At 70.8% G+C, this 23,076-nt stretch carries 20 protein-coding genes and 2 tRNA genes; 13 read left to right on the top strand and 9 right to left on the bottom strand.

The features are described 5' to 3' along the window. Position 1: 1 nt before the first annotated feature. From ACIRR8_RS03335 to ACIRR8_RS03290, 10 genes are all read left to right on the top strand, one after another. Complete coding sequence (locus ACIRR8_RS03335; RefSeq protein WP_404058368.1) at positions 2-715, top strand: phosphonatase-like hydrolase; 714 nt, start codon at positions 2-4, stop codon at positions 713-715. Further along, complete coding sequence (locus ACIRR8_RS03330) at positions 712-1,809, top strand: ABC transporter ATP-binding protein (protein ID WP_404058366.1); 1,098 nt, start codon at positions 712-714, stop codon at positions 1,807-1,809. Before ACIRR8_RS03335 ends, ACIRR8_RS03330 begins: the two co-directional genes overlap by 4 nt. Then, entirely contained in the window at positions 1,802-2,683 is an 882-nt protein-coding gene (locus ACIRR8_RS03325) for a 2-aminoethylphosphonate ABC transporter permease subunit (protein WP_404058364.1), read from the top strand. The genes ACIRR8_RS03330 and ACIRR8_RS03325 overlap by 8 nt, the downstream gene beginning before the upstream one ends. After that, positions 2,670-3,467, top strand: coding sequence for an ABC transporter permease (locus tag ACIRR8_RS03320; RefSeq protein WP_404058362.1), 798 nt, complete (start codon positions 2,670-2,672; stop codon positions 3,465-3,467). The genes ACIRR8_RS03325 and ACIRR8_RS03320 overlap by 14 nt, the downstream gene beginning before the upstream one ends. Before the next feature lie 45 nt (positions 3,468-3,512). Next, the gene (locus tag ACIRR8_RS03315) at positions 3,513-4,577 is read left to right on the top strand and encodes a 2-aminoethylphosphonate ABC transporter substrate-binding protein (RefSeq protein ID WP_404058360.1); all 1,065 of its coding nucleotides are present in this window, start codon (positions 3,513-3,515) and stop codon (positions 4,575-4,577) included. A 168-nt stretch (positions 4,578-4,745) separates the two neighbouring features. Further along, on the top strand, positions 4,746-6,290 hold the full coding sequence (locus tag ACIRR8_RS03310) for an alkaline phosphatase family protein (protein WP_404058358.1): 1,545 nt from the start codon (positions 4,746-4,748) through the stop codon (positions 6,288-6,290). 74 nt (positions 6,291-6,364) lie between these two features. Continuing rightward, positions 6,365-7,171: an HAD-IIA family hydrolase gene (locus ACIRR8_RS03305; protein ID WP_404058356.1), complete on the top strand. Its 807-nt coding sequence runs from the start codon at positions 6,365-6,367 to the stop codon at positions 7,169-7,171. A gap of 150 nt (positions 7,172-7,321) precedes the next feature. Further along, the gene (locus ACIRR8_RS03300) at positions 7,322-7,888 is read left to right on the top strand and encodes a hypothetical protein (protein ID WP_404058354.1); all 567 of its coding nucleotides are present in this window, start codon (positions 7,322-7,324) and stop codon (positions 7,886-7,888) included. Between the two features lies 1 nt (position 7,889). Then, positions 7,890-8,549, top strand: coding sequence for a class F sortase (locus ACIRR8_RS03295; RefSeq protein ID WP_404058352.1), 660 nt, complete (start codon positions 7,890-7,892; stop codon positions 8,547-8,549). Positions 8,550-8,886: 337 nt separating this feature from the next. Continuing rightward, complete coding sequence (locus ACIRR8_RS03290; RefSeq protein WP_404058350.1) at positions 8,887-9,936, top strand: glycoside hydrolase family 6 protein; 1,050 nt, start codon at positions 8,887-8,889, stop codon at positions 9,934-9,936. A gap of 43 nt (positions 9,937-9,979) precedes the next feature. Here ACIRR8_RS03290 and ACIRR8_RS03285 read toward each other — a convergent pair whose 3' ends face one another. The 3 genes from ACIRR8_RS03285 to ACIRR8_RS03275 form a co-directional block, all read right to left on the bottom strand. Continuing rightward, complete coding sequence (locus ACIRR8_RS03285; RefSeq protein ID WP_404058348.1) at positions 9,980-12,007, bottom strand: galactose oxidase-like domain-containing protein; 2,028 nt, start codon at positions 12,005-12,007, stop codon at positions 9,980-9,982. Continuing rightward, a complete protein-coding gene (locus ACIRR8_RS03280; RefSeq protein WP_404058346.1) occupies positions 12,004-13,905 on the bottom strand; it encodes a glycosyltransferase in 1,902 nt (633 codons plus the stop codon). The genes ACIRR8_RS03285 and ACIRR8_RS03280 overlap by 4 nt, the downstream gene beginning before the upstream one ends. Positions 13,906-14,307: 402 nt before the next feature. Then, positions 14,308-14,381, bottom strand: a tRNA-Lys gene (locus tag ACIRR8_RS03275). Positions 14,382-14,600: 219 nt separating this feature from the next. Here ACIRR8_RS03275 and ACIRR8_RS03270 point away from each other — a divergent pair. The 3 genes from ACIRR8_RS03270 (at position 14,601) to ACIRR8_RS03260 (ending at position 18,633) form a co-directional block, all read left to right on the top strand. Then, positions 14,601-15,893 carry a peptidoglycan-binding protein gene (locus ACIRR8_RS03270; protein ID WP_404058344.1) on the top strand — a complete coding sequence of 431 codons (1,293 nt, stop codon included), beginning with the start codon at positions 14,601-14,603 and terminating at the stop codon, positions 15,891-15,893. A gap of 87 nt (positions 15,894-15,980) precedes the next feature. Beyond that, positions 15,981-17,819 carry an SPFH domain-containing protein gene (locus ACIRR8_RS03265; RefSeq protein WP_404058342.1) on the top strand — a complete coding sequence of 613 codons (1,839 nt, stop codon included), beginning with the start codon at positions 15,981-15,983 and terminating at the stop codon, positions 17,817-17,819. Between the two features lie 223 nt (positions 17,820-18,042). Next, positions 18,043-18,633, top strand: coding sequence for a lytic polysaccharide monooxygenase (locus ACIRR8_RS03260; RefSeq protein ID WP_404058340.1), 591 nt, complete (start codon positions 18,043-18,045; stop codon positions 18,631-18,633). Between the two features lie 160 nt (positions 18,634-18,793). Here ACIRR8_RS03260 and ACIRR8_RS03255 read toward each other — a convergent pair. The 6 genes from ACIRR8_RS03255 to ehuB form a co-directional block, all read right to left on the bottom strand. Then, positions 18,794-18,867 (bottom strand) — tRNA-Lys (locus ACIRR8_RS03255). Positions 18,868-18,929: 62 nt separating this feature from the next. Further along, positions 18,930-19,688 carry an IclR family transcriptional regulator gene (locus ACIRR8_RS03250; RefSeq protein WP_404058338.1) on the bottom strand — a complete coding sequence of 253 codons (759 nt, stop codon included), beginning with the start codon at positions 19,686-19,688 and terminating at the stop codon, positions 18,930-18,932. A 167-nt stretch (positions 19,689-19,855) separates the two neighbouring features. After that, positions 19,856-20,701 carry an ectoine/hydroxyectoine ABC transporter ATP-binding protein EhuA gene (gene ehuA / locus ACIRR8_RS03245; RefSeq protein ID WP_404058335.1) on the bottom strand — a complete coding sequence of 282 codons (846 nt, stop codon included), beginning with the start codon at positions 20,699-20,701 and terminating at the stop codon, positions 19,856-19,858. Continuing rightward, positions 20,691-21,332 (bottom strand): ectoine/hydroxyectoine ABC transporter permease subunit EhuD, encoded by a 642-nt coding sequence (ehuD, locus tag ACIRR8_RS03240; RefSeq protein WP_404058333.1) that lies wholly within the window; start codon positions 21,330-21,332, stop codon positions 20,691-20,693. Before ehuD ends, ehuA begins: the two co-directional genes overlap by 11 nt. Then, a complete protein-coding gene (gene ehuC / locus ACIRR8_RS03235; RefSeq protein WP_404058331.1) occupies positions 21,329-22,060 on the bottom strand; it encodes an ectoine/hydroxyectoine ABC transporter permease subunit EhuC in 732 nt (243 codons plus the stop codon). Before ehuC ends, ehuD begins: the two co-directional genes overlap by 4 nt. A gap of 18 nt (positions 22,061-22,078) precedes the next feature. Beyond that, positions 22,079-22,981, bottom strand: coding sequence for an ectoine/hydroxyectoine ABC transporter substrate-binding protein EhuB (ehuB, locus tag ACIRR8_RS03230; protein WP_404058329.1), 903 nt, complete (start codon positions 22,979-22,981; stop codon positions 22,079-22,081). Between the last annotated feature and the right edge of the window lie 95 nt (positions 22,982-23,076).

The raw sequence follows: 23,076 nt of genomic DNA, 5'->3' as shown, positions 1-23,076 counted from the left end.
GATGACTTCAGCGACACCTGAGACCGACAACCGCTTCGACCTCGTCGTCCTCGACATGGCCGGCACCACCGTCGCCGACGGCGGCCTCGTCGAGCAGGCCTTCTCCGCAGCCGCCGAACGCCTCGGCGTGCGCCCCGGATCCGGCGAGCACGAGCGCCAACTCGCCTACGTACGAGCCACCATGGGCGAGTCCAAGATCTCCGTCTTCCGGCACCTCTTCGGGGACGAGGAGAAGGCCCGGCATGCCAACACCGCCTTCGAGGAGGCGTACGGAGACCTCGTCGACGGCGGCCGTATCGCCCCGATACCCGGTGCGCGCGAAGCCATCGAGCGGCTCACCGCCGAAGGCCGCACCACCGTCCTGACCACCGGGTTCGCCCGCACCACCCAGGACGCCATCCTCGCCGCCCTCGGCTGGCAGGACCTGGTCCCGCTCACCCTCTGCCCCGCCGACGCGGGCGGCCGGGGCCGGCCCTTCCCGGACATGGTGCTGGCCGCCTTCCTGCGCACGGGTGCGGTGGACGACGTGCGGCGGATCGTGGTGGCCGGGGACACCTCGTACGACATGCTCAGCGGCGCACGCTCCGGCGCCGGGCTCGTCACGGGCGTCCTCACCGGCGCCCACGACGCCGGCCAGCTGGAGCGGCACGGCGCCACCCACGTCCTCGGGTCCGTCGCCGAGCTGCCGGACCTCATCGCGCGGGCCGAGGCATGAACCCCCCAAGCGTGGCCACCGTCCCCAGCGGCATCCGGTTCGACGGCGTCAGCGTCGCGTACGGGGAGAACACCGTCCTGGACCGGCTCGACCTCACCGTCGAACCCGGCGAGGTCATGGCCCTCCTCGGGCCCTCCGGCTCCGGCAAGACCACCGCCCTGCGCGCCGTCGCCGGATTCGTCCGGCCCGTCTCCGGGCGGGTGCTCATCGGCGGCCGCGACGTCACCCAACTGCCCCCGAACCAGCGCGGCATCGGCATGGTCGTCCAGCAGTACGCGCTCTTCCCGCACCTCAAGGTCAAGGACAACGTCGCCTTCGGCCTCAAGGCCCACCGCACGCCGAAGGCCGAGATCGCCGGACGGGTGGCAGAGGCCCTCGAACTCGTCGGCATGGCCGCGTACGCCACCCGCTACCCCCGCGAGCTCTCCGGCGGCCAGCAGCAACGCGTCGCCATCGCCCGCGCGCTGGCCATCCGCCCCGGCGTCCTCCTCCTGGACGAACCGCTCTCCGCGCTCGACGCCCGGCTCCGCTCCGGCATGCTCGCCGAACTGGCACGGCTGCACCGCGAGTTGCCTGACGTCTCCATCCTCTACGTCACCCACGACCAGGTCGAGGCGCTCACCCTGGCCGACCGCATCGCCGTCATGGACCGCGCCCGCCTCCAGGACTGCGGCACCCCCGAGGAGCTCTACCGCCGGCCTCGTACGGAGTTCACCGCCTCGTTCGTCGGCAACGCCAACCTCCTCCCGGTCACCGTCACCGGACCGGGGCGCGTGGACCTGGCGGGCGCCGCCCTCGACGTCACCACCCACGCCGCCGCCTCCGGCGCCACCGCCACCCTCTGCGTCCGGCCGCACCTCGTCGGCCTCGGCGCCGGGCCCAACGCGCTCACCGGCACGGTCACCGAGGTCCAGTGGCGCGGCTCCACCCACCGCGTCCACGCCGATGTCGGCGGCCACCCGCTGATGGCCGACCTCCGTGAGCTGCGCGATCCTCCGGCGCTCGGCGACCCGGTCACCCTGCACTTCGCACCGGAGGACGCGGTGCTGCTCCCGGCCGGCGCGGCACGTGAGCGGGAGGTGGCCAGTGGCTAGCACCACCGCGGCCCTCCGCCGGAAGCCCGCAGGTCTCGCGAGGACACCCGCCTGGGCCTGGGCCCTCCCACCCGTCCTGGTCCTCGCGCTCGGCTTCCTCTACCCGCTGGCCCTCGTCGTCCGGCAGTCCTTCACCCCGGAATCGCTGGGCGAGACGACCACAGGCGCCTCCCTCACCCCGTACACCGAGGTCTTCGCCTCCACCGCCTTCCGTGAGGCGCTCACCACCACCGTCCGGCTCGCGGTCGGCGCCACCGTCGGCTGTCTGGTCCTCGGCTTCGTCCTCGCGCTGGTCATCGCCTTCGTCCCGTTCCCCGGCGGCAAGGCCGTCGCCCGGTTCATCGACGTCTTCCTCTCCTTCCCGTCCTTCCTCATCACGCTGGCCCTGCTCTTCATCTACGGGTCGGTCGGCATGGCCAACGGCGCCTGGACCGGCGTCACCGGGGCGGCCGAAGGGCCCTTCCACTTCCTGACCACCCCGTGGGGCGTCCTGCTCGCGGAGATCACGTACTTCACCCCGTTCGTGATGCGCCCGCTCCTCGCCGCCTTCTCCCAACTCGACACCGCCCAGCTGGAAGTGGCCTCCTCGCTCGGCGCCGGGCCGCTGCGGATCGTGCGGCAGGTGATCCTGCCCGAGGCGCTCCCCGCGCTCGCGGCCGGCGGCAGCCTCGTCCTGGTGCTCTGCCTCAACGAGTTCGGGATCGTCCTGTTCACCGGAGCGAAAGGCGTCACGACGCTGCCGATGCTCGTCTACAGCAAGGCGATCCTGGAGTCGGACTATCCGGCCGCCTGTGTCGTCGCCGTCGTCAACGTCGTTCTCTCCGTGGGCCTTTACAGCCTCTACCGGGTGGTGAGCCGTCGTGCTGGTGCATAGCCGTACGGGAAAGTGGGCCACCTGGTCCGCGTTCGCGCTCCTCTTCGTGCCGCTCTTCGCGGTGCCCCTCCTCGTCATCCTCGCCGCCTCGTTCGCCACCAACTGGTCCGGCGCCCTCCCCTCCGGCCCGACCACCACCCGCTACACCGCCGCGACCAGCGGCGACTCCCTCCAGGCGCTCACCACCAGCCTGGTCACCGCGCTCTGCGCCGGCGTGCTCGCCCTGCTCCTCGGCGGCTGGGCCGCGCTCGCCGCCGACTCCCTCGGCAGGCGGGGAAAACGGTTCCTGGACGCGCTGTTCATGCTGCCGGTCGCCGTGCCGTCCGTGGTCGTCGGCCTCGCGGTGCTCGTCGCCTTCAGCCGGCCGCCGGTCCTCCTCAACGGCACCCGCTGGATCGTGATCATCGCCCACACCGTCCTGGTCACCGCCTTCGCCTACCAGTCCGTCTCGGCCGCCGCCCGGCGCCTGGACCCGATGTACGAGCAGGCCGCGGCCAGCCTCGGCGCGAGCCCGGCCCGCGTCCTGTGGCGGGTCAGACTGCCGCTCCTGCTGCCCTCGCTGACAGCGGCGGCCGGGCTCTGCTTCGCCCTGTCCATGGGGGAGTTGAGCGCCACGATGATGCTCTACCCGCCGGACTGGACCCCGCTCCCGGTGCAGATCTTCGCCGCCACCGACCGCGGCTCGCTCTTCACCGGCGCGGCCCTCGCCGTGGTCCTGATGGGGACGACGCTCCTCGTCCTGAGCGCCGTCTCCCGCATCCGGACCCGCGCTTCCTACCGCTGACCTCCCCGAACCCCTTCACGCAACCGCTCCAGGAGAAGACATCCCATGCGCACCCCTTCCCTCAACCGGCCCATCGCCGTCCTCGGCGCCCTCTCCCTCGCCGCTGTCACCCTCACCGCCTGCGGCGGCACCTCCGCCGCCTCCGACGAGAAGGTCGTCACCGTCTACAGCGCCGACGGCCTCAAGGGCGAGACGGGCGACGGCTGGTACGACAAGGTCTTCGAGGAGTTCGAGAAGGAGACCGGCATCAAGGTGAAGTACGTCGAGGGCGGCTCCGGCGAGATGGTGCAGCGCACCGTCCGCGAGAAGTCCAACACCCAGGCCGACGTCCTCGTGACCCTCCCGCCCTTCATCCAGCAGGCGGACGCCGAGGGGCTCCTCGCGGCGTACGAGCCGAAGGGCGCCGACCAGGTCGACGCGGCGGACAAGGCGCCCGACGCCAAGTGGACCTCCGTCGTCAACAACTACTTCGGCTTCATCTACAACAAGCAGCGGCTGAAGACCCCGCCCCGTACCTGGGAGGAGCTGCTGGACGCCTCGTACAAGGAGAAGGTCCAGTACTCCACGCCCGGCGTCGCCGGCGACGGGACCGCCGTGCTCATCAAGGCCATGCACGACTTCGGCGGCAAGGAGCCGGCGATGGCGTACCTGAAGCGGCTCCAGACCAACAACGTCGGCCCGTCCGCCTCCACCGGCAAGCTCGCGCCCAAGGTCGACAAGGGTGAACTCCTCGTCGCCAACGGGGACGTCCAGATGAACTACGCCCAGTCCAAGGACATGCCGAACCTCGCCATCTGGTTCCCGGCGAAGGGCGACGGAAAGCCCACCAGCTTCGCCCTCCCGTACGCGGCCGGGCTCCTGGCCAAGGCGCCACACAGCGAGAACGGCAAGAAGCTGCTCGACTTCCTCCTCTCCGAGAAGGCCCAGCGCGATGTCAGCGCGGTCGGCGGAGGGTTCGCCGCGCGGAAGGACATCAAGGCCACCGACGCCAACGCCCGTGAGCTGAAAGGCCTGTTGGAAGGCGTGGAGATCTTCGAGCCGGACTGGTCGGACATCGGCACCAACCTGGACACGTACATCGACGCCTGGAAGACGGCCACCGGCAGCTGACCGGCCATCTCTCGGCCACGGTCTCCTGCGAAGGTCTGTTCCCGCACAGCTCTGGACCCGGCTCCCTTGTCTCGTGAACATAACGGGTCTGGTCCAGAAGGCAGTTCGCGCAGTTCCCGCCCCGCCATCCACCCCGCCCCGTGCCACCGTCCCCTTCCGGAGGATCACGTGTCCCGAACCCTCTCCCGGCGCTCCGTGCTCGCCACCACCGCGGCCGCCGCCTCCGTCGCGGCCGTCGGCTCCCTCGCCACCGCCACCACCGCCCACGCCGCCCCGCCCACGCTCCCGAACGGCACCAGCAAGGACAAGGTCCTCGTCGTCGGCATCGACGGGCTCCGCCACGACGTCATCGCCGCCGCGAGCGCCCCGCACCTCAAGTCGATGATGGCCAACGGCACGTACGGCACCTCGCTGCTGTACGCCAACCCGATGGCCGCCACCTCCTCCGGCCCCGGCTGGTCCACCATCTCCACCGGCGTCTGGCCCGACAAGCACGGCGTGAAGGACAACTCCTTCGCCGGCAAGAACTACACGCGCTATCCCGGCTTCCTCGCCCGCCTCGCCCAGGTCCGGCCGCAGCTCTCCACGTACGCCGCCGTCGACTGGAAGCCCCTGGACGCCCAGGGCACGGTCACGGCCGGCGCCGACGCCAAGCTCGTCCTGGACGGCGACCGCGACGGCTACACCGGCCACGACGCCACCATCGCCGCCGACACCGAGTCGATCCTGCGCAACCAGAACCCGGACGTCGTCTTCGCCTACCTCGGCCAGGTCGACATCGTCGGCCACAACCTCGGCGCGGCCAGCGCCCAGTACCGCCAGGCGATCGACGTCATCGACGGCTACCTCGGCCGCTTCCTCGCCGCGATCAAGGCCCGGCCGAGCTACTCCACCGAGCGGTGGACGGTCATCGTCGCCACCGACCACGGCCACACCAACGCCGGCGGCCACGGCGGCAGTTCCATCGAGGAGCGCCGGACCTTCGTCCTCGCCCAGGGTCCCGGCATCGCCGCCGGTGCCACGCCCGGCGACACCCGCCTCGTCGATGTCGCCGCCACCGTCTTCAAGCAGCTCGGCGTCACACCCGACCCGGCCTGGGGCCTGGACGGCAAGCCGATCCAGGAGCGCTCCACCGACGCCTTCGAGGCGCTCTACCCGGCGCTCGCCGGACGCGTCGACGAGACCGGCATCCCGGCCGGCGTCCTCGGCTGGACCCACACCGCGCCCAGCGGCTGGTCGGTCATCAACTCGGCGATGGGCACCGGAGGCGTGGCCGAGTGGCGCGGCTGGTCCTTCGCCACCGACGAGTTCTGGAGCCGCAGCCAGCGCGACCAGTCCCGTGAGCTGAACGTCCGCGCGCGCGGGATCTTCGCGGTGGCCGACTCCGACGAGTGGGACGACAAGGCGTCCTCCGGCCCCTTCGACTCCACGCTCGTCACCCCGGCGTACGCGGTCGGCGGCAAGTCCTCCGTGACGCTCGACTTCACCACGCTCTACCGGCAGGAAGGCAGCCAGAGCGCGCGCGTCCTCGCCTCCTGGAACGGCGGAACCCCGACCGTCGTCCGTTCCTACACCTCGGACGTGATCTCCCAGCCGCAGTCGCTGAGCCTGAGCGTCCCGGCCGGAGCCACCAACGTGAGCTTCCGGTTCCACTACACGGGCGCCAACAACTGGTACTGGGTGATCGACGGGGTCAAGATCAGCGCCGCCTAATTATGCTGGGGGTGCCGGGACGGCGTGGTCCGGGCACCCCCAGCACGCAGTACGCACGGCAGGAGTTCCCGCACATGGCAGACCGCAAGCCGATCACTTCCTGGCTCACCGACATGGACGGCGTCCTCATCCACGAAGGCATCCCGATCCCCGGCGCCGACGCCTTCATCAAGCGGCTGCGGGATTCCGGCCTCCCCTTCCTCGTCCTCACCAACAACTCCATCTACACCGCGCGCGACCTGCACGCCCGCCTCGCCCGCATGGGCCTGGACGTGCCCGTCCAGAACATCTGGACCTCCGCCCTCGCCACCGCCCAGTTCCTGGACGACCAGCGCCCCGGCGGCACGGCGTACGTCATCGGCGAGGCCGGTCTCACCACCGCGCTGCACGACATCGGGTACGTGCTGACCGACCACGCCCCGGACTACGTGGTGCTCGGCGAGACCCGTACGTACAGCTTCGAGGCGCTCACCAAGGCGATCCGGCTGATCAACGCGGGCGCCCGCTTCATCTGCACCAACCCGGACGAGACCGGGCCGTCCGCCGAGGGCCCGCTGCCCGCAACCGGGTCGGTCGCCGCGCTGATCACCAAGGCGACCGGCAAGGAGCCGTACTTCGCGGGCAAGCCCAACCCGCTGATGATGCGGACCGGGCTGAACGCCATCGGCGCCCACTCCGAGACCAGCGCCATGATCGGCGACCGGATGGACACCGACGTGCTGGCCGGACTGGAGGCGGGGATGCAGACGTTCCTGGTCCTCACCGGTCTGACCGGCCTCGCGGACGTCGACCGCTACCCGTTCCGGCCCTCCCACATCGTCGACTCCATCGCGGACCTGGTCGACCTCATCGATCTGCCCGACCAGGCGGACCGCAGCTGACCCGCGTCTCACCTGGCCTGCGTCTCACCTGGCCCGCGCCTCACCTGACCTGCGCGAACCGCATCCGCAGCCGCCTGCTTGTCGCTCGAATGGAGGACTGCGGATGCGGGCCCGGGACGCAGGGCCGAACCTTCCCGTAGGAGGTTCACGATGCGTTCCACGCCCATCACGTTCTGTGCCGCAGCGGCGGCCGCGCTCATAGCCCTGCCCGTGCCCGCCGCACAGGCATCCCCGGCCGCCCGGGCCGGCGACGACGACCGGAGATCCGGCACCGTCTCGGTCACCCCGTCCACGATCGCCCCGGGCGGGCAGGTGGAACTCTGGGTCGACGCCTGCGGCAGGGGCCGGGAGGCGAAGGGCAACTCCGACGCCTTCGCCTCCGTCGCCCGCTTCCGCCCCGCCGACGACAAGGGACTCTTCGCCGAGGCCACCATCCGCTCCGACGCCGAACCCCGCACCTACGACGTCTGGGTGACGTGCGAGAACGGCAGGGGCAAGGCCACCGGCACCCTCACCGTCATCCACCACACCCGGCCCTCGCCCGTCGCCCCGGTCAAGGCGGGCGGCGGAGGCACCGCCACCCTCGCCGAGCGGGGAACCGAGTCCGAGGGCCCCGGCCTCCGGCACGCGGTGACCGGCCTCGTCCTCGCCGCCGTCGCCTCCGTGGCCGTCGCGCTGCGCACCTCGCGCCGCCGCCGCGACGCGGCCACGGACTGACATGTCCGCCCCCGCCCGCCCGGCAGGCACCGGGCGACTGCTCACCGGAGTGGCCTGGGCCGTGCTGCTGCTCGGCCTCTGGCTCTACGGGCGTGACGTGGCCGGCGGGCTGTCGGCCCCGACCACCGGCGACGTCGCCGCGGTCGGCCGCCCGCTCGGAATCCCGCTGCCACCGGCCCACGAACCGGACCAGGGCGCCGCGCCGCGCCGCGTCGAGGTCGCCTCTGTCGGGATCGACGCGCCGGTCGTCCCGCGCGGCCTGGACAAGGACGGGGCCATCGACCCACCGCCGTACGACCTGCCGCAGACGGCCGGCTGGTACGGCAAGGGCATCCGGCCCGGCGCCGAAGGAGCGGCCCTGCTCGTCGGCCATGTCGACACCGAGACCAGACCCGCCGTCTTCTACGGGCTCAGCGCGGTGCGGCCGGGCGAGAAGGTCGAGGTGGTCCGGGAGGACGGCAGCGTCGCCGAGTTCACCGTGGACGACGTCCAGGTCGTCACCCGCGAACGTTTCGACGCCGAGAAGGCGTACGGGCCCCGCGTGGACGGCCGGGCGGAGCTGCGGTTGATCACCTGCGGCGGTAAGTACGACCAGAAGTCCCGCTCGTACACCGCGAACGTGGTCGTCTCGGCCTACCTCACGGGAGTGCGCGACACGTAACGGGCGAAGAACATCCGGCCCGGCCGGCCCGCCCCGCGGGGGACGCGCCGACCGGGCCGGCCTCGACCGCGTGCACCGGGCCGCGGGAGTTGCCCGGCGCGGTACGGGAGGTCCGTGCGGTACGGGGTCGATCTCTGCCGCCACTGTAGGGGAACGGGTACCCCCGGGCGCCGGTTTCGAACAGGGTGTCCGGAACCCGGTGCCCCCGGGTGACCGTGGAGAGCGTCGACACCCTCACCGGACGGGCCGGTCCGCTGTGCCAGGATGGCCGGGACCCGGCAGCACATCGGTGCGACCCGTGCGAACGGTACGGGCGGGTGCACCCAAGGGGGAGTGGATGTACGGCAGTTGCACCGGCCGGTCCCGGGCGCGCGGGCGCGCGGCGGCGGGCCTCAGGTCGGCCGGTACGGCGGCGGCGGTCTGCGCCGCCCTTCTCCTGTCCGGCTGCTCCGGCGACGGCGACGGCGGCACGGACGGCGGCACTCCGGTCGTCGGACAGCGGCCCAAGGCGGACGACCCGTACTGGGTGAACCCGGACGGCACGGCGGCCCGGCAGGTCGCCGCGTACGAGAAGGACGGCGACCGGGAGAAGGCCGACCTGGTCCGGAAGATCGCCGAGCAGCCCGTCGGCGAGTGGATCGGCCCGGACGACCCGGAGGGCGAGGCGCGGCGGGTCACCGAGGCGGCCGCCCAGGCCGACCGGTACGCGCTGCTGGTCCTCTACAACATCCCGCACCGCGACTGCGGCCAGTTCTCCAAGGGCGGCGCCGCCGACGCGGGCGCCTACCGGACCTGGGTGGACGGGGTGGCCAAGGGCATCGGGGACCGTCAGGCGACCGTGGTCCTGGAGCCGGACGCACTTCTCCACCTGGTCGACGGCTGCACGCCGCAGGAGCACCACGACGAGCGGTACGAGCTGCTCAAGGGTGCCGTCGAGCGGCTGAAGCGGCAGCCCGCCACCCAGGTCTACATCGACGCGGGCAACGCGGGCTGGCAGTCGCCGGACGCGCTGCACGAGCCGCTGTGGCGGGCGGGCGTCGAGAAGGCGGACGGCTTCTCGCTCAACGTCTCCAACTTCCGCACGACGGCGGTCAGTACGGAGTTCGGCAAGAAGCTGTCGGCGAAGGTCGGGAACAAGCCGTTCGTCATCGACACCAGCCGCAACGGCAACGGCCCGTACGAGGGCGGCGACCCGGCCGAGACCTGGTGCAACCCGCCAGGCCGCGCGCTGGGCGAGCCGCCGACGACGAGGACCGGCGACGAGAGCGTCGACGCCTACCTGTGGATCAAGCGGCCCGGCGAGTCCGACGGCGACTGCAAGGGCGGACCGAAGGCGGGCGAGTGGTGGCCGGAGTACGCACTCGGCCTGGCCCGCGCCACGGAGTAGACGGCGAGCGTACGTGCGGGCCTCCGCCCCCACGTACGTACGCCTACGGCACCTCCACCCACGTCCCCTCGGACGGCGTGCCCTTCTCGTCGGTGACGAACAGCATGTACCAGCCCGACGGCACCAGCGCCCGGTTCTCCGGCACGGTGACCGTGATGCCGTCCGCCGACTTCTCCAGCTCCAGTGCGACGGACCGCTGGTCGGTGTCGGTGACATGGGTGACCGCCGAGGGCCGCATCAGCTTCGCCGAGGTGATCTTCGAGGCGTGCCGCGTGGTGAACATGCCGGTCCCGCCGCGCCTGATGCTCCTGGGCCCGGCCGTCAGCTCCGGCCGGCCGTCCCGGTAGAGGTAGGGCGGGGTGTAGATCTCGATGCGCTGCTCGAAGGTGCCGGGACGGGTGTTGATCTTGTCCAGGTAGAGCGGGTCGGAGCCGAAGATCATGACCCGGCCGTCCGGCAGCAGCACGGACCCGGAGTGGTAGTTGCGGCCCACCGCCGGGTCGGCGACCCGCTGGTACGTGTCGCTCTTCGCGTCGTACAGCCGTGCCTCCAGCACATCGGAGGCGCCGCGGCCCCGGTAGTCGCCGGCGCCGCCCGCCACGAGGAGCGAGTCGTCCGGGAGCAGCGAGGCGCTCGGGTAGCGGGTGCCCTTGTCCAGCGAGGCGCCCTCGGTGAACTCCGGGTTCTTCTGCCGGAGGTCGACCAGCCGGGACTTCGGCGTGGACTTGTCCGACTCGCCGACCCCGCCGCCGCCGATCACCATGAACTTCTCGTCCTGGGCCGGAGGCAGCCGTACGGTCGCCGAGGTCTCCATCTGGTCGGCGTCGACGAGCCCGGGGATCTCCTGGAAGTCGTTCGTCTTCACGTCCCAGATGCCCGGTGTGCGGCCCTCGCTCTGGAGGCCGTAGCCGGAGTTGGAACCGGAGTAGAAGAGCTTGCCGTCGTCGAGGAGGAAGAGCGCCGGGTAGGTGGCGAACTTCCGGACGATGCCGCTGGGCGCCCACGACTTCTTCTCCGGGTCGTAGATCTCGGCCTTGCCCACGTCGATCTGGCCGATGTCGTCGAGCCCGGAGACGGCCATGACCTTGCCGTCCGCCAGCGTGGTGAGCGTGGGGTACCAGCGGGCCTTGTCCATCGGGTCGACCGGGATGTACTTCTCCGCCACGGGGTCGAACTCGTAGGCGTCGTTGATGCCCTGGAAGTCCTTCTTGTCCAGTGCCAGCTTCTGCGCGATCCCGTAGACGTTGCGGGTGTCCTCGGTGGAGAGGCCCGAGATGCGGTAGTTGTCCTCGGTGCCGGTCTCGTGCTTCCGGCCGGACTTCTCGGCCTCCACGTAGATACGGCCGACGCCCGCCTCGTTGCGCTGGTACTCCCCGGTCTTCCTGTCGAAGACCTTGGTGGCCTTCTCCACCAGCAGCGGGTCCTGCGAGATGAAGGTCTTGCCGCTCTCCTTGCCGGTGAACCGGGTGCCGGCCGGGAGGGTGATCGGCTTGCGCGGGTTCTCGTTGCGGACGATCATCAGCCCGCCCGCCTTGGTCACGTCGCCGCCGAGCTTCTCGTACCGCTTGGTGCCGCCGGCTATGAGGAGGTTGCCACCGGGCAGCTGGGTGTGGCCGGCGCAGAACAGGTCCTTCGGCGTGTGGATGTCCTTGAAGACGTTCGTCTTCGGGTCCCACAGGATCGAGCGGAAGCTCTTCGCGTCGAAGTTCTTCTCGTTGTTGCCGGAGCCCGCGACGAGCAGCACCTTGCCGGTCCGCAGCAGTGCGGCGTGCACGGCGTTGACCCGGAACTCGGCGGGGATGTCCAGGAAGTCCCAGTGGCCGTTGGCCTCTTTGTAGGACTGCGTGTTGATCGTGTAGTGGTGGTAGCGCTCGGTGGTGAAGCGGTAGAGCCACGGCCCGTTGGCCCCGGCGAGCGCGAGCACGGCGACCGTGCCGATCGCGAACCGGCGCGTGCGCAGACCGGAGCGGCGGGCCCGGGCGCCCGAGCGGCGGCCTGCCGTCCTGCCTCCTGATCGGCGGCCGCCCGGTCCGGCGGCACGGCGGGCACCGCGGCCCGATCGGCTGGTCATGACTGCTGTCCCCTCAGGATGATCTTCATGGTCTGGTCGTCGGAGCCGGATCCGGGCGGATCCGGTTCAGGTCCGGTCGGCGGCCGGGGTCCGGGCGGCCCGGCCCGGCGCCGGCCGCGGCGCTTCTTCTCCGAGCGGACCGTGTGGCGCCAGCCGACGATCGGCGCGACGGTGATCAGCAGCGCGAGCGAGGCCCAGGTCAGCATCGCCGGATGGCTGTTGCCGAAGAAGAACGAGGAGATCACCGAGGCGCCGAAGACGAAGACGAAGAACAGGTGGATGCGGAACGTGCCGAAGAGGGTGTCCGGGCTGGAGGAGTCGCCCTTGGGCGTCACCACGAACGAGCTCTTGCGGCGCAGCGCCGCGTCCATCAGCGAGCGCGCGTAGACCGGCGCGGAGAGCGCGGACATCAGCATGCCGGCCAGTCCGCCGGAGCCCTCGGGCTCGTGCGGCGAGACGTTGTGGCGGCGGTTCCAGACGTAGAGGCCGATCTGGAGCGCGGAGGCGTTCCCGTACAGCATCATCCAGACCGCCGGGTCGATCTGGACACCCGAGGCGCCCATGCCGAGGAACAGGGCGCAGCTGAGGGCCGCGAGGATCCAGTTCAGCGCCGACATCGGATAGAAGATGATCATCATCGTGTAGTTGAAGAGCTTGCCCGCCGGCATGGTGCCGAAGCCGCGCCAGTACTGCTTGAGGATCGTCTCGTACGTCCCGCGCGACCAGCGCAGCTGCTGGGTGAAGAAGTCCGTCCACGCGGTCGGGCCCTCGCCGACGGCCAGCACGTCCGGGGTGTAGACCGAGCGCCACTTGTTGCCGGTGTGCGGGTTGCGGTGGCGGTGGATCTCGAAGCCGGTGGCCATGTCCTCGGTGATCGAGTCGTACAGGCCGCCGATCTGCTTGAGCGCCGAGATGCGTACCGCGTTGCTCGTGCCGACGAACATGGGCGCGCCGTAGCGGTTGCCGGCGCGCTGGATCAGGGCGTGGAAGAGGAACTGCTGCGACTCGGCGGCCTTGGTGACGAAGGTGTCGTAGTTGCCGTAGACCTGCGGGCCGATGACGAAGCCGATGTCCGGGTCGCGGAAGTAACCGAGCATCCGCTCCAGGTAGTTGGGCAGCGGGACGTGGTCGGTGTCGACCGAGGCGAAGAAGTCGTAGTCGCCGCCGTGCGCGTCCAGCCAGGCGTTGTAGTTGCCGTGCTTGGTCTTCGCGCGGTGCGGGCCCTTCGCCTGGTTCCAGCGGGCCACGCCCTTGCGGGAGAAGTGGTGGACGCCGAGCCGGGCGCAGACCTCCTTGACGGCCGGGTCGTCGCCCTCGTCCAGCAGCCAGACGTGCATCGGACCGCGGTGGCGGATCCTCACGGCCGCCTCCAGGGTCCTGGTCACCATGGCCAGCGGCTCCTTGCCGGGCACGAAGGAGGTGAGGAAGGCGACGCGCGTGCCGCTCTCGGGCACCACCGGGACCGGGTCGCGGGCGACGAGGGTGGCGTGCGCGTTGGAGAGGACGTTCAGCGTACGGAACAGCTCGATCAGGCCGATCGAGACCAGCATGACGATGTCCAGGGCCAGCAGCAGATCGTCGTCGAGGTTCGGGTCGCGGTCCGTCCAGTGGCCGGGCTGCATCAGCCAGGCGAAGAGGCCGAGCGAGACGAGCGGAGCCGCACCGAGCAGGAGCGCCGCGCGTACGCGGTGCGGCTCCTGGGATATCAGCGAGCGGTAGCGCACCTTGTACGGCTTGTCCGCGGGCGGCTGCGTCAGCGGACCGGCCAGCCGGCTGTAGTGCTCGTAGTCGTAGCGCGGCAGCTCCTTGCGGGGCTGCCGGGCCTGCTGCCCGGTCCGGAGCTGCGTGGTCCGCGAAGCATCGTTCTCCTGCCGGTCGCCTGACGGCGTCGACGTCATGGGCCATCCCCCCGCACGCACGCTGGTGCGTGATTGGTCGGTCACTCGGTGCCCGGTGGTTCCCGACCCGCGGCGCACAAACGGAACATCACGCTCTGCTCATCCAACTGTATGGATGAGCCGTCCCCGTGGAGCTGAATGCTTCCGAAGAGATTGTCCGACTACGACGGCCTTCGCAAGGGCGGAACGGGCTATTTTTCGACGATGTGTACGATTTGTGCAGCCCTTGTGGCAGGGGCGTGACGAAGTGGCGACGAGCGCCCCGGAGCCGCCCTGCCGCCGTTCCGCAACTCTCCGCACCTCTGTCGTCGCCGTGTGTTGCCGTCGATCCGGTGTCGGTGGTCGCGAACCAGGGAATGATCAAGGCCCCCTCACGCTCGGTGAGGGGGCCTTGATGGTGCGTGCGCCGTCAGGGACTCGAACCCCGGACCCGCTGATTAAGAGTCAGCTGCTCTAACCAACTGAGCTAACGGCGCCTGCTGACCTGGAGAACTCTACCCGACTCCGGCAGGTGCTCCGGACCATTTACCTGCCGCCACGCCTTGTCAGATGGTCGTTTTTTCTCATTGGTCAGTCAAAATGCCTTATGTCGGGAGAGTTAAGACACTGACGCCCGTCGCGTTGCGCCCAAAGATCTTGACGAGTGACGAGTGACGAGTGACGAGTGACGAGTGACGAGTGCGGAGGGGAATCGCATGACTGTGCCGGTCTTCGAGGAGTACGAGCCCGCCATCGACTGCACCTGTGCGGGGTGCGCCCTGCGGCGGCGGACCGCCGCGCGGGCGGTCGCGCTGCGGTACGGCGGCCACCCCGCCGCGCACGGCGCGCGCCGCGCCCTGGTCCTGGCCACCGCCGCCGGGGTGGCCCTCTCCTGCGGGGCCGCCGGAGCCGCGGCCGCCGCCGGCCACCGCACCGGCGCCCCCCGGATCACCGAGGACCCCGACCCCGTACCGGACACCCCGCAGGGCGAGAAGGGCCCGCTGAAGGGGTCCGGTGCCTCCGGGCCGCCGTCGGACAGCGCGGTCCTGCGCAAGACCACCCGGGCCGAGATCATCAACCGGGCCAAGCAGTGGGTCGCCGCGAAGGTCCCGTACAGCATGGAGAAGTACTGGTCGGACGGGTACCGGCAGGACTGCTCCGGCTATGTCTCGATGGCCTGGAACCTCGGCACCAACGAATGGACCGGCAGCCTCGCGAACTACGGGACCCGGATCGCCCGCGCCGACCTCCAGCCCGGCGACATGCTCCTCTTCCACAACCCGGCCGACCCCTCCAAAGGCTCCCACGTCACGATCTTCGGCGGCTGGAGCGACCACACGCGCACCCACTACATTGCCTACGAGCAGGCGCGCCCGAAGACGCGGAAGCAGTCGACGCCCATGGCGTACTGGAACAACTCCGACCGGTACGTCGCCTACCGCTACAAGGGCGTCAGCGGCGGCTCACCCGGCTCGGGTTCCGACACCGCCTTCCCCGGAGCGGGCCAGTTCGGCCCCGGCGCCAACAACGCGAACGTCACCCGGCTCGGCGAGATGCTGGTGGCCCGTGGCGGAAAACGGTTCTACGAGGTCGGCCCCGGCCCGGTGTGGAGCGCGGCCGACCGGCGGGCCACGCAGGCGTTCCAGCAGGCCCAGGGGTGGAAGGGGGCGCAGGCGGACGGCCTCCCGGGCCCGGACACCTGGCGCCTGCTGACCACGGGAGCGGGCCGCGACATCCCGGCCGCGACCACGGGCGGCAGCCCGAACACCGCGGTGGTCTTCCCCGGGCGCGGCTATTTCCAGCCGGGTCGGTCCAACAGCCATGTCGAGCGGCTCGGCAGGCAGTTGGTGAAGAAGGGATACGGCAAGCACTACGTGTCGGGCCCCGACCCCCGCTGGACCGAGGCGGACCGCCGCAACGTCGAGGCGTTCCAGCGAGCCCAGGGCTGGCGCGGCGCCGAGGCCGACGGCCACCCGGGCCCGGAGACCTGGCGCCGCCTGTTCGCCTGAGGCGTGAAGACCTGACGGACCCGATGGACCCGACGGACCCGATGGAACCGACGGACTCGACGGATGACGGAAAGGAACCGGGAACCGGTGACCCCAGACCAGAACCCCCACCCGCTGACCGATCACGACCCCCGCCCCTCCGGCGGCGAGACCCCGATGCCCTTGGTGGACGGCGTGGCCCTGCACCAACCGTCACCGGTCACCCCACCGCCCCTGTTCCGCCGGAGGGAGGAGACGCCGGCGGGGGAGGGGGGCCCGGGGGTTCCGGGGGACCGTGACGACCTGGCCCCGGCGGCGGGCGAGACCGTTGCGCCGGCCCCGGAGGCGGCGACGGACGAGACGGGAGCCCCGGCCCCCAAGGCCGCGGCGGACGAGACCGGCGCACCGCCCCCGCTGAAGCTGGTCAGCCTGGACCACCCGGGCCGCGGTCTCCACCTGGACCAGTTCACCCCGCCCCCGCAGCACTTTCAGCCGGCCCGCCCGCACTCCCGGCCCGTCCGCCGTCCGAGGACGGACCTCTCGGCCGAGTGGACCCCGCTCCCGGCGTACGGCGAAGAGGCGGGCCCCCGCCCGGTCCCCGCCCCCGCCGCACACGCGGACCAGGCCGAGCCCGAGGACACGGCCCCCGCCGCACACGTGGACCAGGCCGAGCCCAAGGACACGGAGAACGCCGAGCCCAAGGGCACGGACAAGGCAAAGCCCAGGAACACGGACAACGCCGCGCTCAAGGGCCTCGACCTCGTCCTGGACCTGGCCGACGGCGCCCGCGCCACCTCCGCCACGGTCTCCGTCTCCGTACCCGCCCCCCAGCCCCCGCCCTCTCCCCGCCGCCACTCCGTCATCGCCACCGAGTCCACCGCCGCCATCCCCGTACACCTCCTCTTCCGGGACGACCCGGAGCAGCCCGAACCCACCGCCCTCCCCACCACCGTGGCCCGCCCCGCCACCGCCAGGACCACCCCCCGCCCCCGCTCCCCGCACCCCCGCGTCGAGCCCCCCACCCGTCCCGCCCCCCTCGCCGACCCGCGCCTCGTCGAGCGTCCCGGCCCCGCCCTCCCCGGCTACGCCGCCCTGCTCGCCGGAGCCGCCGGACTCCTCGGCGTTCTGGCCCTCCTCTGGTGGCGCGGCGCCCTCCCCGCCGCCGCGCAGAGCGCCGTCGGCCTCGCCCCCCGCCCGTACGAAGGCATCGGCGCCGGCGTCTGGGCCGGTCTCGCCGTCCTGGTCACCGTGATCGTCCTGGCCCTCGGCGGCCTCGGCCGCGGCCGCGTCGGATACGCCTGGGTGCTCACGCTCTTCGGCGACTACCGCGGCAGCGTCCGCCGCACCGGCCTGGTCTGGGTCTCGCCCCTGCTGCTGCGCCGCCGTGTCGACGTACGCCTGCGGCACTGGCGCAGCGAACCGCTCCCCGCCGTCGACGCCAACGGCACCGCGCTGCGGGTCGTGGTCCTGGTGGTCTGGCGGATCAAGGACACCGTGCGCGCGGCCCTCGGGATCGAGGACCACGAGGCGTATCTGAGCGCTCAGGTCGAGTCCGCCATGGCCCGGGTCCTCTCGCAGCTGCCCGCCGACGCCTTCCACGAGGACGCCCCCACCCTCCGTAACGCGGAGGCCGTCGGGGACGCGCTGACCCGGATGCTCAAGGCGGACTGCGAGCCGGTCGGCGTGGAGGTGTACTCGGCGCAGCCGACCGGGATCGAGTACGCGCCCGAGGTCGCGGCGGCTATGCAGCGGCGGCGGATCGCCGCCATCGACGCCAGGCACCGTGACAGCGTGCTGACTTCGGTGGTGGACGCGGTCGACGACACCGTCAACCGGCTCACCACGCGCGGCATCGTCGACCTCGACGACTACGAACGTAAAGCGCTGGTCAAGGACTTGACGGTTGCCTTCTACACCGGCCGCACCGGCGGAGGCGACCGCGCCTGACGGATGATCAGCGCCGCGTCAATGGTCAAAGGGGCCCGGAGACTTCACTCCGGGCCCCTTCGGCCGCTCCCGAATCCGATGCTCATTGGTCTGGACATGTTCATGCGGCGTCAATAATCTAAGACTTGGTCTAGACCGCAGTACCCACCCACCACGCACCAAGCGCGCAGCATGTCGAGCAATGCTCATGGAACCTCCCCCACGTTCTAGAGGAGCGACAGCAATGCGGAAAAAGGCAAGCGCGGCCGTGATCGGCCTGGCGATAGCGGGCGTCTCCGTACTCGCGACCACCAGTGCCAGCAGCCACGGCTACACGGACACCCCCATCAGCCGCCAGAAACTCTGTGCCAACGGCACGGTCACGGGCTGCGGCAACATCCAGTGGGAGCCGCAGAGCGTCGAGGGCCCCAAGGGCTTCCCGGCCTCGGGTCCCGCCGACGGCAAGATCTGCTCCGGCGGCAACGGGCAGTTCGCTCAGCTCGACGACCCGCGTGGCGGCAACTGGCCCGCCACCCAGGTCACCGGCGGACAGGGCTACAACTTCCGCTGGCAGTTCACCGCCCGCCACTCCACCAGCGACTTCCGCTACTACATCACCAAGAACGGCTGGGACTCCACCAAGCCGCTCACCCGGGCCGCGCTCGAATCGCAGCCCTTCATGACCGTGCCGTACGGGAACCAGCAGCCGCCGGCCACGCTGACCCACCAGGGCACGATCCCCACCCAGAAGAGCGGCAAGCACATCATCCTCGCCGTGTGGAACGTCGCGGACACGACCAACGCGTTCTACGCGTGCTCGGACGTGAGGTTCTGATCACCCGCGGGTAGCCCGTAGGGCGCCTGTGGATTTCCGCTGTGGCTCGACACGGCGGCCCTGAGCCGGGGCCGCCGTTGCGGTGGGCGGCTGCTGAACCGGGCCGGGAACAGCACTGTGGGCGGTCTCCGTGAAGGAGACCGCCCACAGGCATGTGTCGTGCGCCGTCAGGGACTCGAACCCCGGACCCGCTGATTAAGAGTCAGCTGCTCTAACCAACTGAGCTAACGGCGCCTGCTGACTCGAAAATAATACCTGGTCCTCAGGGGTGCTGATGACACCCCCGACCAGGGGCTCTACAGCGCCAGCGACAGCAGCACCGGAGCCGCGCGCCGGTTCAGCGTGTCCGCCGCCTCGCGGAGCCGGTGGGCGTCCTCGACCGGCAGCGACAGGGCCAGGCATCCGGCGGTGGCCCCGGCCGTCAGCGGCACCGCCGCGCAGACCGTGCCCACCGCGTACTCCTGGAGGTCCAGCACCGGGACCGTGGCGGGCTGCGCGTCCAGCTTGGCCAGGAGCACCTTCTCGCTGGTGATCGTCCGCGAGGTGAGCCGGGCGATCTTGTGCCGGGAGAGGTGGTCGCGCCGCGCCTCGTGGTCGAGCTGGCCCAGCAGGCACTTGCCGACCGCGCTGGCGTGCGCGGAGGAGCGGAAGTCGACCCATTCGTTGACCGCCGGCGTGAGCGGGCCGTCGGCGACCTGGGTGACGCTGATCTCGCCGTCCACGTACCGGCTGAGGTAGACGGCGGCGCCGACCGAGTCGCGCAGCTGGTCCAGCGCCTGCTGGAGCCGGCCCTCCAGGGCCTGGCGGCGGGCCGCGCCGGAGCCGAGGAGCAGCAGCGAGGCCCCTATGACGTACGCGCCGTCGCTGATCTGCTCGACGTAGCCCTCGCGGCGCAGCGTCAGGAGCAGCGGGGCGAGGTGGCCGGCCGGCAGGCCCGTCTCCCGGGAGATCTGCGCGTCGGTCACACCGTCGCCGTGCCGGGAGACCGCTTCGAGCACGCGCAGGGCGTACTGCACCGAGTGGAACGGTGCGGTCGGCTCGGGCTTCAACGCCACGGTGTCCCCCTACAAGGTTGTGACCGCAAGCTTCGGCCCCACGATAGCGGCCGGGCCGCGCTTTCGGGGTGGCAGTTGACCAGTCGGCGGGGGCACCCCGGCCCTGTCAGCAGGGGCGCACCCTTCTGGCATATGCCAGCGTCATGACCGGACAGGCAACTCCGAGGTCACAGCACCGCGTTGAGGAACTCGCGCGTACGTTCGTGCGACGGATCGGAGAAGATTTTCTCCGGCGTCCCGGACTCCACGACCCGGCCCGCGTCGAACATCAGGACCTTCTCCGAGACGTCCCGGGCGAAGTTCATCTCATGGGTCACGCAGACCATGGTGATGTCGGTGTTCCGCGCGATGTCGCCGAGCAGCTCCAGCACGCCGGCCACCAGCTCCGGGTCGAGCGCGGAGGTCACCTCGTCGAGCAGCAGGATCTCCGGCTCCATCGCCAGCGCCCGCGCGATCGCCACGCGCTGCTGCTGGCCGCCGGAGAGCTGGGAGGGGTGGGCGTCGACCTTGTCGGAGAGCCCCACCAGCTCCAGCAGCTCCCGGGCCCGGGCCTCGGCCTCCTCGCGCTCCTTGCCGAGGACGCTGACCGGCGCCTCGGTGATGTTCTGGAGCACCTTCATGTTCGGGAAGAGGTTGAACTGCTGGAAGACCATCCCGATCTTCTTCCGGGACTCCCGCAGCTGCTTCTCACCAGCCGGCTTCAGTCCGTCGTCCGGGGTGCGGACGTGGGAGAGCGGCGAGCCGTCGACCCAGATCACGCCGTCGCTGACCTTCTCCAGCGTCATCAGCAGCCGCAGGATCGTGGTCTTGCCGGAGCCGCTGGGCCCGATCAGGGTGACGTGCTCGCCGCGGTCCACGGTGAAGTCCAGCTGGTCCAGGACCACATGGTCGCCGTACCGCTTGACCACCTTGTCGAAGCGGACCAGCGGCTCGCCCGTGCTCCCGGCCGCCGGGACGGCGTCCTCGGGAGCCGGGGCCTCCGTCTTCTGCAGGGGCAGGGGTTCAGTGGCCAAGGCGCTTCTCCAGCTTTCTCATCAACAGCGACGTGGGGTAGCTCGCGACCAGGAAGATCAGGCCGGCGAGGGTGAAGACCTCGGTGTACGCGAAGTTGTCGGCGCCGTACTTCCGGGCCTCGAAGACCATCTCCTGCACCGTGATCACGGCGAGGAACGGGGTCTCCTTGAACATCGAGACCGCGTAGTTCCCGAGGGCGGGCAGCACGTTGCGCACCGCCTGGGGCAGGATCACGGCCTGCCAGGTGCGCCGGGGCGGCAGCGACAGCGCGCGGCACGCCTCCCACTGGCCCTTCGGTACGCCGTCGATCCCGGCCCGGTAGACCTCGGAGGTGTAGGCGGCGTAGTGGACGCCGAGCACCGCGATACCGATGTACAGCGGCTCGACCGTGTTGAACAGGGCGGCCGCACCCACCAGTTGGACCAGCAGCGGGGTGGAGCGGACGAACTCCGTGACGGCCCGCACCGGGACCGTCACGAACCTGCTCGGCGCGCGTCCCGCCACCGCGACGGCCAGGCCCAGCACGGCCGCCACCAGCGTGCCGAGCACGGTGGCGAGCAGCGTGACGCGGAACCCCTCCAGCAGCAGCGGCAGGGAATCCTGGACCGCGTTCCAGTCGAAACCGTTCACCGGGCACCTCCCGCGGCGGCCGTGGTCGCGCTGCGGCTCTTGAACAGGCTCGTCGCGCCGGTGTCCAGGCCGAGCCGCCGCTTGGCGCTCCGCTCCAGCAGGTTCATCAGCATCGTCAGGGCGTAGGCCAGCACGAAGTAGGCGGCCAGCAGGGTCAGATAGGCGGTGAGGGTCTCACCGGTGCGGTCGCGCAGCGTCTGGACCACCGTCATCAGATCGGCCGCCGAGATCAGCCACAGCAGCGGCGTCGCCTTCAGCAGCTGGATCAGCAGATTGGTGAAGCTCGGGATCATCTGCACCCAGGCCTGCGGCAGGATCACCTTCCACAGCCGCCTGGACGGCGACAGGTTGAGCGCGATGGCCGCCTCGTACTGCGCGCGCGGTACGGAGTTGATCGCGCCGCGCACCACTTCAGCGCCGTACGCACCGAAGTTGAGGCCGAACGCGACGACTCCGCAGACCACCGGGGTCAGTTCGTAGCCGGTCACGAGCGGCATCGCGTAGTAGAGCCAGAAGAGCTGGATGTAGAGGGAGGTACCACGGAAGAACTCCACGACCACCCGGGAGAACCCACGGGCCAGGAGCAGCCGGCTGCCCGCCATCAGTCCCAGCGCGAAGGCCAGCACCCCGGCCAGCAGCGCGCCCAGGACCGTGGCCTGGAGCGTCACCCACAGGCCCGACCGGACCTGCGGGAACTCCTCGGCGAGGAGCGAGAAGAAGTCACTCATGCGTGTGCGTCCGCCCCGTCAGCCCTTGCACAGATCCGCGGTCTTCAGGTCGACGGGCGGGATCTCCGACTCCCCGAACCCGTACGGCTCCAGCAGCTGCACATAGCGCGAGCGGTCCGACACGATCTTCTTCAGCTCGCGGTTGAAGGAGTCCCGCAGGTCCTCGTTGCCCTTGCGGAACACCGCGCCACCGGGCGAGAACTGCGCGTTGCCGTCGATCTGCGGCACGAACGGCTCGGTCACCTCGGTCTCCGGGTTGGTCTTCGCCAGCCAGCGCAGCGAGATGCCGGTGAGCAGGAACGCGTCGATCCGGCCGCCCTTCACCGCGTCGGCCCCGTCCTGCGGCTTCTGCAACGTCTTGATCTTGCCCTCGGGTATGCCCGCGCCCTTGGCGTAACCGCCTTCCACCGCACCGGACATGACGCCGATGGTGATCCCGGCCTCCTTGGCGGACTCCAGGTCGGTGACCTTCTTCGGGTTGCCCTTCCGCACCATCAGCGCGGTCGGCGAGATGAACTCCGGCTCGGAGAAGATCGCGTTGCCGCAGCGCTCCGGCGTGATGGCCATACCCGCGCTCACCACGTCGTACTTACCCGCCTGGAGCCCCGGAATCAGCCCGTCCCACTCGGAGAGCGTCGGCTTCAGCTCCTCGACGCCGAGCGCCTTGAAGATCTCCCGGTGCAGTGTGGGCGCCTCGCCCTTCAGCTCCTTGCCCTCCATGTACCCGTACGGCGCCTCGTTGGCGTACGCCACCCGTACGAAGCCCTGCTCGCGGAGCTTGTCGAGCGCTCCGGCGCCGGTGGCGGCGCCCGCGTCGGTCTTGCTGCAGGCGGTCAGGAGCCCGGGAACGACCAGCAGGCCTCCCACGGCCGCCGATCGGTTGAGGAAGCCCCGGCGGGAAAGGTGAGGAAAGTCAGCCATGGTTCGCGATCTCCTGGAGGTCGGACAGTCCGGACAGGGTGAGCGCCTGCCCGATCCCGTACGTCTATGCAGGAAGCCGGTCCATGTAATCGAAC

Source organism: Streptomyces sp. NPDC101178, from assembly GCF_044767965.1.
Lineage (GTDB): Bacteria > Actinomycetota > Actinomycetes > Streptomycetales > Streptomycetaceae > Streptomyces.
Note: the sequence above shows the minus strand (reverse complement) of the source record. Positions and strands in the feature narration are given on the sequence as shown.

Bases quoted from the DNA above. Each gene is read 5' to 3' on its own strand.
- ACIRR8_RS03305 (WP_404058356.1), top strand. From the start codon at position 6,365: ATGGCAGACCGCAAGCCGATCACTTCCTGGCTCACCGACATGGACGGC.
- ACIRR8_RS03335 (WP_404058368.1), top strand. From the start codon at position 2: ATGACTTCAGCGACACCTGAGACCGACAACCGCTTCGACCTCGTCGTC.
- ACIRR8_RS03315 (WP_404058360.1), top strand. From the start codon at position 3,513: ATGCGCACCCCTTCCCTCAACCGGCCCATCGCCGTCCTCGGCGCCCTC.
- ACIRR8_RS03270 (WP_404058344.1), top strand. From the start codon at position 14,601: ATGACTGTGCCGGTCTTCGAGGAGTACGAGCCCGCCATCGACTGCACC.
- ACIRR8_RS03330 (WP_404058366.1), top strand. From the start codon at position 712: ATGAACCCCCCAAGCGTGGCCACCGTCCCCAGCGGCATCCGGTTCGAC.
- ACIRR8_RS03285 (WP_404058348.1), bottom strand. From the start codon at position 12,007: ATGACCAGCCGATCGGGCCGCGGTGCCCGCCGTGCCGCCGGACCGGGC.
- ACIRR8_RS03280 (WP_404058346.1), bottom strand. From the start codon at position 13,905: ATGACGTCGACGCCGTCAGGCGACCGGCAGGAGAACGATGCTTCGCGG.
- ehuC (WP_404058331.1), bottom strand. From the start codon at position 22,060: ATGAGTGACTTCTTCTCGCTCCTCGCCGAGGAGTTCCCGCAGGTCCGG.
- ACIRR8_RS03290 (WP_404058350.1), top strand. From the start codon at position 8,887: ATGTACGGCAGTTGCACCGGCCGGTCCCGGGCGCGCGGGCGCGCGGCG.
- ehuB (WP_404058329.1), bottom strand. From the start codon at position 22,981: ATGGCTGACTTTCCTCACCTTTCCCGCCGGGGCTTCCTCAACCGATCG.
- ACIRR8_RS03295 (WP_404058352.1), top strand. From the start codon at position 7,890: ATGTCCGCCCCCGCCCGCCCGGCAGGCACCGGGCGACTGCTCACCGGA.
- ACIRR8_RS03260 (WP_404058340.1), top strand. From the start codon at position 18,043: ATGCGGAAAAAGGCAAGCGCGGCCGTGATCGGCCTGGCGATAGCGGGC.
- ACIRR8_RS03300 (WP_404058354.1), top strand. From the start codon at position 7,322: ATGCGTTCCACGCCCATCACGTTCTGTGCCGCAGCGGCGGCCGCGCTC.